The 9678-nt window shown below is 56.3% G+C and carries 8 protein-coding genes and 1 pseudogene; all 9 read right to left on the bottom strand.

Annotation, left to right across the window (positions count from 1 at the left end; all coding sequences use genetic code 11):
* Nucleotides 1-20: 20 nt before the first annotated feature.
* A pseudogene (locus ACIPIN_RS26905) lies at nt 21-98 on the bottom strand (F0F1 ATP synthase subunit C); the annotation flags it as partial.
* 133 nt (nt 99-231) lie between these two features.
* Nucleotides 232-1101 carry a F0F1 ATP synthase subunit A gene (gene atpB, locus ACIPIN_RS26910; protein ID WP_401124156.1) on the bottom strand — a complete coding sequence of 290 codons (870 nt, stop codon included), beginning with the start codon at nt 1099-1101 and terminating at the stop codon, nt 232-234.
* A 16-nt stretch (nt 1102-1117) separates the two neighbouring features.
* Nucleotides 1118-1525 carry a F0F1 ATP synthase subunit I gene (locus ACIPIN_RS26915; protein WP_401124158.1) on the bottom strand — a complete coding sequence of 136 codons (408 nt, stop codon included), beginning with the start codon at nt 1523-1525 and terminating at the stop codon, nt 1118-1120.
* Nucleotides 1526-1673: 148 nt separating this feature from the next.
* Entirely contained in the window at nt 1674-2546 is an 873-nt protein-coding gene (locus ACIPIN_RS26920; protein WP_401124160.1) for a ParB/RepB/Spo0J family partition protein, read from the bottom strand.
* Between the two features lie 9 nt (nt 2547-2555).
* Nucleotides 2556-3353 (bottom strand): ParA family protein, encoded by a 798-nt coding sequence (locus tag ACIPIN_RS26925; protein ID WP_019694399.1) that lies wholly within the window; start codon nt 3351-3353, stop codon nt 2556-2558.
* 18 nt (nt 3354-3371) lie between these two features.
* Nucleotides 3372-4016: a 16S rRNA (guanine(527)-N(7))-methyltransferase RsmG gene (rsmG, locus tag ACIPIN_RS26930; protein WP_401124161.1), complete on the bottom strand. Its 645-nt coding sequence runs from the start codon at nt 4014-4016 to the stop codon at nt 3372-3374.
* Entirely contained in the window at nt 4013-5905 is a 1893-nt protein-coding gene (mnmG, locus tag ACIPIN_RS26935) for a tRNA uridine-5-carboxymethylaminomethyl(34) synthesis enzyme MnmG (protein WP_401124163.1), read from the bottom strand. The genes rsmG and mnmG overlap by 4 nt, the downstream gene beginning before the upstream one ends.
* A gap of 606 nt (nt 5906-6511) precedes the next feature.
* The gene (mnmE, locus tag ACIPIN_RS26940; protein ID WP_401124165.1) at nt 6512-7882 is read right to left on the bottom strand and encodes a tRNA uridine-5-carboxymethylaminomethyl(34) synthesis GTPase MnmE; all 1371 of its coding nucleotides are present in this window, start codon (nt 7880-7882) and stop codon (nt 6512-6514) included.
* A gap of 79 nt (nt 7883-7961) precedes the next feature.
* A complete protein-coding gene (yidC, locus tag ACIPIN_RS26945) occupies nt 7962-9644 on the bottom strand; it encodes a membrane protein insertase YidC (RefSeq protein ID WP_401124196.1) in 1683 nt (560 codons plus the stop codon).
* Nucleotides 9645-9678: the final 34 nt, after the last annotated feature.

Below are 9678 nucleotides of genomic sequence, written 5' to 3' on the forward strand. Positions count from 1 at the left end.
TGGAAACTGTAGTTGGTCTAACCAATTGCGGTACCCAGTGCGCCCAGGCCGATCAACAGTGCAACAGCGATAGCGGTTAGACCAACTACAGTTTCCATCTTTCCTCCCGACTTTTACGTCGTATGGTTTAGGTTTTTTAGATTAAAGCGGTAAAACAAATCGTTTCATCGAGCCCGGTACGGGCCCCCTCTCGCCGAGACGAGAGGGACATCAGACTAGCCGAAGCAGGTCTTAATGGTTCTCTTCGTGCGCCATCGACAGGTAGATGATGGTCAGAATCATGAAGATGAACGCTTGCAGGGTGATGATCAGGATGTGGAATACAGCCCACGCCCATTGCAACACCACAGCCAGACCGCTGAGCCAGAGCAGGCCGCTGCCGAACATCACGGCAATCAGGATGAACACCAGCTCGCCGGCATACATGTTGCCGAACAGACGCAGTGCCAGCGAAATTGGCTTGGCAATCAGCGTCACGAACTCCAGCAGGAAGTTCACCGGAATCAGCAGGGCTTGAAGGAAAATGTTCTTGCTGCCGAACGGGTGCAGGGTCAGTTCGCCGATAAAGCCGCCGATGCCCTTGATCTTGATGCTGTAGAAAATGATCAGAGCGAACACCGAGAAGGCCATGGCCAGCGTAGCGTTCGGGTCGGTGGTCGATACGGCACGGAACGGGATCTCGTGGTTGCCGGAAATGGCCGCGGCCAGTTGCGGGATCCAGTCGACCGGTACCAGGTCGATGGCGTTCATCATGAACACCCAGACGAAAACCGTCAGCGCCAGTGGAGCAACTACCGGGCTACGGCCGTGGAAGCTGTCCTTCACGGCGCTATCGACGAATTCAACCATCACTTCGACGAAGTTCTGCAAAGCACCTGGTACGCCAGAAGTCGCCTTCTTCGCCGCCATGCGGAAAAGAAGAACGAAGATCAGACCCAACGCAACAGACCAGCCGAGGGTATCGACGTGGAATGCCCAGAAGCCCATTGCCTTGGCTTCTGCTGCGGTGTGGGCAAAACCCCAGCCGCCGGTAGGTAACTGACCGAAGGTCAGGTTCTGCAAGTGGTGCTGGATATAGCCCGAAGCGGATTCTGCTGCCATGGTTGCCTCAAACGCCCTAAGGTCTCGAAAGTCTTGTTTTCATAAGCAGGGGTGCGAACCAGCTGACCAGTTGGGTCAGCACGAAGACGCCGAATACAGCTAGCGGCGCCAATGGCTTCACACCTGCAAACGTCAATGCAAAGAGCACTGCCGTCAAAATCAGTTTGCCCGCCTCGCCAGCATAAAAAGACCGGACGATGGCTTGAGCTGCTCGGGCGCCGGAAAACCGAAATGCCCTGTGAGCGAAATAAACATTGGGAAGCAAGGCTATCAGGCCTCCGCAGAGTCCTGAGTATCCGGCTACGACTCCATGCCATTGCCAGAGCGCCAAAGCGCCAAGCAGCAAAACGACAAATTGCGCCAATAACACGGGAAAAACCGCCAGGCGATGGAACGGCAAGCGGTTTGGCGTGCGGGTTTCCATCACTTTTGCTCCTCAAAGGCCGGCTGCCAGAATTCAATAACTTGGCATAATTTGTGCCGACAAAATGCGCGCAGAGTATAGGGGCGGTTCAGCCCCTATTCAACTGTCAGGTAGTGATTTCGAACTCCGCGCTACATGAGGAAATGTTTCAGCGGATATGTGCCAGGACGCCTTGAAGCTCATCGAGAGAGTTGTAACCAATCACCAGCTGCCCTTTACCCTTCTTACCGTGGCGGATCTGCACCGCAGAGCCTAGGCGCTCTGCCAGGCGCTGTTCGAGACGAGCGATATCCGGGTCAGGTTTGGAGGGTTCGACAGGCGCAGGTTTGCCACTCAACCACTGGCGAACCAGTGCTTCAGTCTGGCGCACGGTGAGACCACGTGCGACAACATGTCGCGCCCCCTCAACCTGTTGATTTTCCGGCAAACCGAGCAAAGCACGGGCATGACCCATTTCCAGGTCGCCGTGGGACAGCATGGTCTTGATGACTTCCGGCAACGCAATCAGGCGCAACAAGTTTGCGACGGTCACACGGGATTTACCCACAGCTTCGGCGACTTGCTGCTGAGTCAGCTGGAATTCCTGCTGCAAACGCTGCAAAGCTACCGCTTCCTCGATCGGATTGAGGTCTTCACGCTGGATGTTCTCGATCAGCGCCATGGCGATCGCGGTTTCATCCGGCACATCGCGCACCATCGCCGGGATGGTTTCCTGGCCAGCCTGCTGGCTCGCGCGCCAGCGGCGTTCGCCGGCGATGATTTCAAAACGGCCAGCACCGATCGGGCGAACCACGATCGGCTGCATCACGCCTTGAGCCCTGATCGACTGCGCCAGTTCTTCCAGCGCCTGTGGGTCCATGTCGCGACGCGGCTGGTACTTGCCGCGCTGGATCAGGTCCAGCGGCAGGTGTTGCAGCTCACGCTGATCGGCCTGCACCGCTTGTTCTTCCAGCAAGCTGACAGTCGGACCACTCAGCAGTGCATCCAGTCCACGTCCGAGACCTCGTTTCTTGACGGCCATGGGGATTCCTTAAGTTGCCTGAGCAGCGGCAATGCGTGAATTTTTGCGTTGACGGCGAACCATCTCGCCCGCCAGGGCCAGATAGGCCAGTGCGCCACGGGATTGTTTGTCATAGGCCAACGCCGGCATGCCATAACTTGGAGCTTCGGCCAGACGGATGTTGCGCGGAATCACGGTGTCATACAGTTGCTCACCGAAATGTTCCTTGAGCTGCGCCGACACATCATTCATCAGGCTCAAGCGCGGGTCATACATGGTCCGCAGCAAGCCCTCGATTTTCAGGTTCGGGTTCAGCAGTTCAGCGATGCGCTTGATGTTATCCACAAGGTCGCTCAACCCTTCGAGCGCGAAGTACTCGCACTGCATGGGGATAATTACCCCGTCGGATGCGACCAGAGCATTGAGCGTGAGCATCGACAGCGACGGTGGGCAGTCGATCAAAATGTAATCGTAATTCTCACGGATCGGCGCCAAAGCGCTGCGCAGACGGCTTTCCTTCATCTGCATTTCCAGCAGAACGACTTCAGCCGCAGTCAAATCGCGGTTGGCCGGCAACAACTGGTAACCACCATGTTCGGAAAAGTGCATGGCCTGAGCCAGATCGCATTCGCCGATCAACAGGTCGTAGACCGAGTTTTCCAGACCGTGTTTATCCACACCGCTACCCATGGTGGCGTTGCCCTGTGGATCAAGATCGATCAACAACACCCGGCGCTTGGTCGCGACCAGGGATGCTGCGAGGTTGATGCAGGTGGTGGTCTTGCCCACACCACCCTTTTGGTTCGCTATCGCGAATACCTTAGCCATTCTTGCTTGTGTTCCCAATCATGCCGTGCGGCGCAGTATCAGCAGATGGCGTTGGCCTTGGCAACCGGGTACGGCCAGGGCATGTTCGCTATCGAGGTGGAAGTCTGCCGGCAATGCTACCAGCTCATCCGCGGGATGAATGCCCTTCATTGCCAGCCAACGCGTATCGCTATCGCCCAAGTGGCGAGTCCAGTTGCTGAAGTTCTCCATGCTGCTGAACGCCCGGGAAATGATCCCGTTGAACGGCAGTTCAGGCGTGAAGGCTTCGACGCGACTGTGGATAACTTGCAGGTTATCCAGTTTGAGTTCGAGTTTGACCTGAGTCAGGAAGCGGGTTTTCTTGCCGTTGCTGTCCAGGCACGTCACTTGCGACTCGGGAAACAGGATTGCCAGTGGAATACCCGGCATGCCGCCGCCGCTGCCAACATCCAGCCAGCGGCCGTTTTCGATGAAGGACATCACGCTCAGGCTGTCGAGCAGATGCCGTGAAACCATTTCGTCCGGATCACGCACGGCGGTGAGGTTGTAAGCCTTGTTCCATTTGATCAACAGGGCCAGATAATCCAGCAGTTGCGCGTGCTGGGTTTCTGTCAGGTTGACACCAAGCTGGCGAGCACCTGTGGATAACTCTTCGGCGTGTTGCAAGGTGACCTTTGAGCTCAAGCGCTTTGCTCCAACTGGCGGCCCGCGCCGCGTTTTTTCAAATGAATCATCAACAGCGAAATCGCTGCCGGGGTCACGCCCGGGATCCGCGATGCCTGGCCCAGGGTCTCTGGACGGGTCGCGCCGAGCTTGCTCTGGATCTCTTTGGAGAGACCGGAGATGTTTGTGTAATCGATATCCACAGGCAATTTGGTGTCTTCACTGGCCCGCAGGCGAGCGATTTCATCTTGCTGGCGATCGATGTAACCGGCGTATTTGGCCTTGATTTCGACCTGTTCGGCGACCTGTGGATCTTCTGCACCGGCGCCTGTCACCGAGATCAGACCAGCGTAGTCGATTTCCGGACGGGTCAGCAGGTTCAGCAAGTTGTATTCGTGAGTCAGTGGTGTGCCGAATTTTTCGGCGATCGCATCGCCCTGTTCCGTACCGGGGCGAACCCAAGTGCTTTTCAGGCGTTGCTCTTCCACTTCGATGCTTTCGCGTTTTTTGCAGAAAGCCGCCCAGCGCACATCATCCACCAGCCCCAGTTCGCGACCTTTTTCGGTCAAACGCAGGTCGGCGTTGTCTTCGCGCAGGATCAAACGGTATTCGGCGCGGGACGTGAACATCCGATACGGTTCCTGAGTACCCAGGGTAATCAGGTCGTCGACCAATACACCGATGTACGCCTCGTCGCGACGCGGGCACCAGCTGTCTTTGCCCTGGGCACGCAATGCTGCGTTGGCCCCGGCTAGCAAACCTTGGGCGCCGGCTTCTTCGTAACCGGTGGTGCCGTTGATTTGTCCGGCGAAGAACAGACCGCCAATGACTTTGGTTTCCAGGCTGTACTTCAGGTCACGCGGATCGAAGTAGTCGTACTCAATGGCGTAGCCCGGGCGAACGATATGCGCGTTTTCCATGCCGCGAATCGACTGCACGATCTGCAATTGCACGTCGAACGGCAAGGATGTGGATATCCCGTTCGGGTACAGCTCGTGGGTGGTCAAACCTTCCGGCTCGATGAATACCTGATGGCTTTCCTTGTCGGCAAAGCGGTGGATCTTGTCTTCGATCGACGGGCAATAGCGTGGGCCGATGCCTTCGATCACGCCGGAATACATTGGCGAACGGTCGAGGTTCGAAGCGATGATCTCGTGAGTACGGGCGTTGGTGTGGGTAATCCAGCAGCTGACTTGCGCAGGATGCTGTTCTTTGGAACCCATGAACGACATCACCGGAATCGGCGTATCGCCGGGTTGCTCGGTCATGACCGAGAAATCCACAGAACGGCCATCGATACGCGGTGGCGTACCGGTTTTCAGGCGACCCACGCGCAAAGGCAGTTCACGCAGACGATGGGCCAGGGCGATCGACGGTGGATCGCCGGCACGACCGCCGGAATAGTTCTGCATACCGATGTGGATAAGTCCACCGAGGAAGGTGCCAGTGGTCAACACCACGGAGTCCGCGAAGAAACGCAGGCCCATTTGGGTGACAACACCACGCACTTGTTCCTGTTCGACGATCAGGTCGTCGGCCGCCTGTTGAAATATCCACAGGTTCGGCTGGTTCTCGAGAATCTCGCGCACAGCGGCCTTGTACAGAACGCGGTCGGCCTGGGCGCGAGTAGCGCGCACGGCAGGGCCTTTGCGGCTGTTCAAGACGCGAAACTGAATACCACCTTTATCGGTAGCCATGGCCATCGCGCCGCCAAGGGCATCGATTTCCTTGACCAGATGGCTCTTGCCGATCCCGCCAATCGCGGGGTTGCAGCTCATTGCTCCGAGGGTTTCCACGTTATGCGTCAGCAACAGGGTTTTTGCCCCCATGCGTGCTGATGCAAGTGCTGCCTCGGTACCGGCATGACCGCCGCCGATGACGATCACTTCAAAACGGGAAGGGAAATCCACCACGCACCTCGTGCCTGCTTCAGTTAGGTAATCAGAAATAGTTTGAGCTCAGGTTTTCGGACCTGGTCGACAAGTATAGGGACTTCGCCCTTCCTAAAGAACCCTTTGCACAAAATTTAACCAGTTGTGGGTAAGTCATGAACAATAGAAATTAAAAAGAAAGAAATTTATTAAATCTTTGTTTTTATGTTTATTTCTATAGAGCATCATTTCTGTGGATAGATCTATACAGCCCTTTATTTTCAATATGTACAGAGGTTTGAAATCCTGTGGTCATGTGCCATTGAGGCCCTTGGATAACCGGTGTAAGCCTGTGGATGAAAGGGGTTGTTATCCACAGATGCGGTTTTCCTCAGTTTTTAGGCCCTGTTATCAACTGTGCTCAGTGGCAGTTATTCACAGGGCTTAATCCACAGAAAAGCGCAGAATGGGGCAAATTCCGTCCACGGGAAAACCACCGAAGCGGTCGATGCCGCTCGGCAATGCGAAAAATTTGGGAGTTACACGGACTTGTGGGAGCTGGCTTGCCTGCGATTTAAGCAACACGGTGTGTCAGACACTCCGTCTCGCGAGCAAGCTCGGCTCCTACAAAGGGAGGAGGTGAAGCTATTTACCGATACAGAAACTGGAAAAGATCCTGCCCAACAGGTCGTCGGAGCTGAATTCGCCGGTAATTTCACCCAGGGACTGCTGTGCCTGGCGCAAATCTTCAGCCAGCAGTTCTCCAGCACCGGCCAAGGTCAGCTGCGCGCGGCCATGTTCGAGTGAGGCACTGGCATGGCGCAGGGCTTCCAGGTGACGCCGGCGGGCGCTGAAGCTGCTTTCCGAGGTCTGCTCATAGCCCATGCAGGCCTTGAGATGGTCACGCAGCAGTTCCAGGCCTTCGCCTGCAGACCTGGCGCTCAGGCTGATGGTCACGTGGCCATCTTCACTGACTTCCAGCGCAATCGCCTCGCCAGTGAGGTCAGCCTTGTTGCGGATCAAGGTCACTTTGGCCGGATCTGGCCGCTGTTCGAGGAATTCAGGCCACAAGGCAAAAGGATCGAGTGCTTCAGGGGCGGTGGCATCGACCACCAGCAACACCCGATCCGCCTCGCTGATGGCCTTCAATGCCCGTTCCACGCCGATTTTCTCGACCTGGTCATCGGTATCGCGCAACCCAGCCGTGTCGACCACATGCAGTGGCATACCGTCGATGTGGATATGTTCGCGCAGGATGTCCCGGGTAGTGCCGGCAATCTCGGTAACAATGGCCGCTTCACGGCCGGCCAATGCGTTGAGCAGACTGGATTTTCCAGCATTAGGACGACCGGCGATCACCACGGTCATGCCGTCACGCAGTAACGCGCCCTGCCCAGCTTCACGCAACACGGTGGATAACTCATCGCGCACCGCGTCGAGCATCTTCAGTACGTGACCATCGGCAAGGAAGTCGATTTCTTCTTCAGGGAAGTCGATTGCCGCCTCAACATAGATCCGCAACGCAATCAGTTGCTCGGTGAGGTTATGCACACGCTGTGAAAACGCGCCCTGCAACGAGCGCAAAGCGTTACGTGCAGCCTGCGCAGAACTGGCTTCGATCAAGTCGGCGATGGCTTCGGCCTGGGCCAGGTCGAGTTTATCGTTGAGGAACGCGCGTTCGCTGAATTCCCCCGGCCGTGCCAGACGGCAACCCAATTGCAGGCAGCGTTGCAGCAACATATCCAGAACGATCGGGCCGCCGTGGCCCTGGAGTTCCAGCACATCTTCGCCGGTGAATGAGTTCGGCCCAGGGAAATACAGGGCGATGCCTTCGTCCAGCACCTCTTCGTTTTCACTGAGAAACGGGCCGTAATGGGCAAACCGCGGTTTCAGCTCGCGACCGCTGATGGCTTTGGCCGCCACGTTTGCCAGCGGTCCGGAAATACGGACGATACCGACACCGCCACGGCCTTGAGCGGTGGCGACGGCGGCGATGGTTTCACGAGGAGCGCTCATGACTCGATATCCAGATAAAAATGGCAGATAGCAAAACGCCCCACTAGGGGGCGTTTTGAGTGGTTATCCACAGAGTAAGTTATGCGGCGGCTTTTTTGGTAGCCGCTTCAATCTTACGAGTGATGTACCACTGTTGGGTGATGGACAGGCAGTTGTTCACAACCCAGTACAGCACCAGACCCGCCGGGAACCACAGGAAGAAGAAGGTGAAGATGATAGGCATCAGCTTCATCACCTTGGCCTGCATCGGATCCGGAGGAGTCGGGTTCAACTGCTGCTGGATGAACATGGTTGCGCCCATGATGATCGGCAGAATGAAGAACGGATCCTTGATCGACAGGTCGGTAATCCACAGCATGAACGGCGCCTGGCGCATTTCCACGCTTTCCAGGAGTACCCAGTACAGCGAAAGGAATACCGGCATCTGCACGAGGATTGGCAAGCAACCACCCAGCGGATTGATCTTCTCTTTCTTGTACAGCTCCATCATGGATTGCGACATTTTCTGCCGGTCGTCGCCATGTTGCTCTTTCAGCGCGGCCAATTTCGGTGCCACTGCACGCATGCGCGCCATGGATTTGTAGCTGGCGGCCGACAGCGGGAAGAAAATCCCTTTGATTAGCATGGTCAGGAAGATGATCGACCAGCCCCAGTTACCGACGATCGCGTGGATATGTTGCAGCAGCCAGAAGATCGGCTGGGCAATGAACCACAGAATGCCGTAGTCGACTGTCAGTTCCAGACCTGGGGACAACTCTTTCAGTATTGCCTGGCTTTTTGGACCTGCGTACAGAGTAGCGCTGGTTTCAGCCTTGGCACCTGGCGCAACGGACAATACCGGGCCAGTGAAACCGATGATGTAGTTGCCTTGGCTATCTTTGCGAGTCTGCACCACGTTGCTGTCGTTCTTGGCTGGAATCCAGGCAGTCACGAAGTAGTGTTGCAGCCAGGCGACCCAGCCACCGTTAACGGTTTCTTTCAGCGAAGCCTTGTCGATATCTTTCATCGACACTTTTTTGTACGGCTCTGCACTTGTCCACAGGGCAGCGCCCAGGTAAGTCGCAGTACCGGTGGCTGTCGTGGAAGAAGGATCGGCACTTGCATCGCGCTTGAGCTGGGCAAACAAGTTGCCAGTCCAGGCCTTGTCGCTGGTGTTGTCGATCAGATAAGTGACTTTCAGATCGTACAGACCGCGAGTAAAGCTGAAGCGCTTGATGTAATTGACGCCAGCATCGCTGAATTTCAGGTCAATGTTGAGCTGGTTCTGGCCATCAGCCAGTTGATAAGTCTTCTGTTCGGTCGAGTAAACCGGACGACCGGTAGGACGAGCATCCGGACCGTTGGTACCGGTCAGGCCGCTTTGGGCCAGATAAGTACGTTCGCCGCCGTTATCAAACAGCTGGAACGGAATTTCCGGGTGGTCCTGGCGACGTGGATACAGCGGCAGCATCAGCTGGGCGATATCACCACCTTGAGGGTCGATAGCCAGTTCGAGCACATCCGTTTTGACGTGGATGAGATCTTTGTTGGCCACTACCGGAGTTGCGGTAGGGGTGCTGGTATCGGCATTCGCGCTGGGTACATCGGCACTGGCGGCAGCATTGTTACCAAGTGGCGTATCCGGAATAGCCGGGGCAGCCTGATTGGTAGCAACATTCTGAGTCGGCAGGGCAGCCTGACCATAGTCCTGGTTCCATTTCAGAACCATAACGTAGGACACGATTGCCAGGGCGACGATCAGGATCGTGCGTTTAATATCCATGATTACTCGGCCATCGAAGAAGAACGGGAGGTAG

This window comes from Pseudomonas sp. NPDC087697 (assembly GCF_044743155.1).
In the GTDB taxonomy this organism is placed as follows: Bacteria; Pseudomonadota; Gammaproteobacteria; order Pseudomonadales; family Pseudomonadaceae; genus Aquipseudomonas.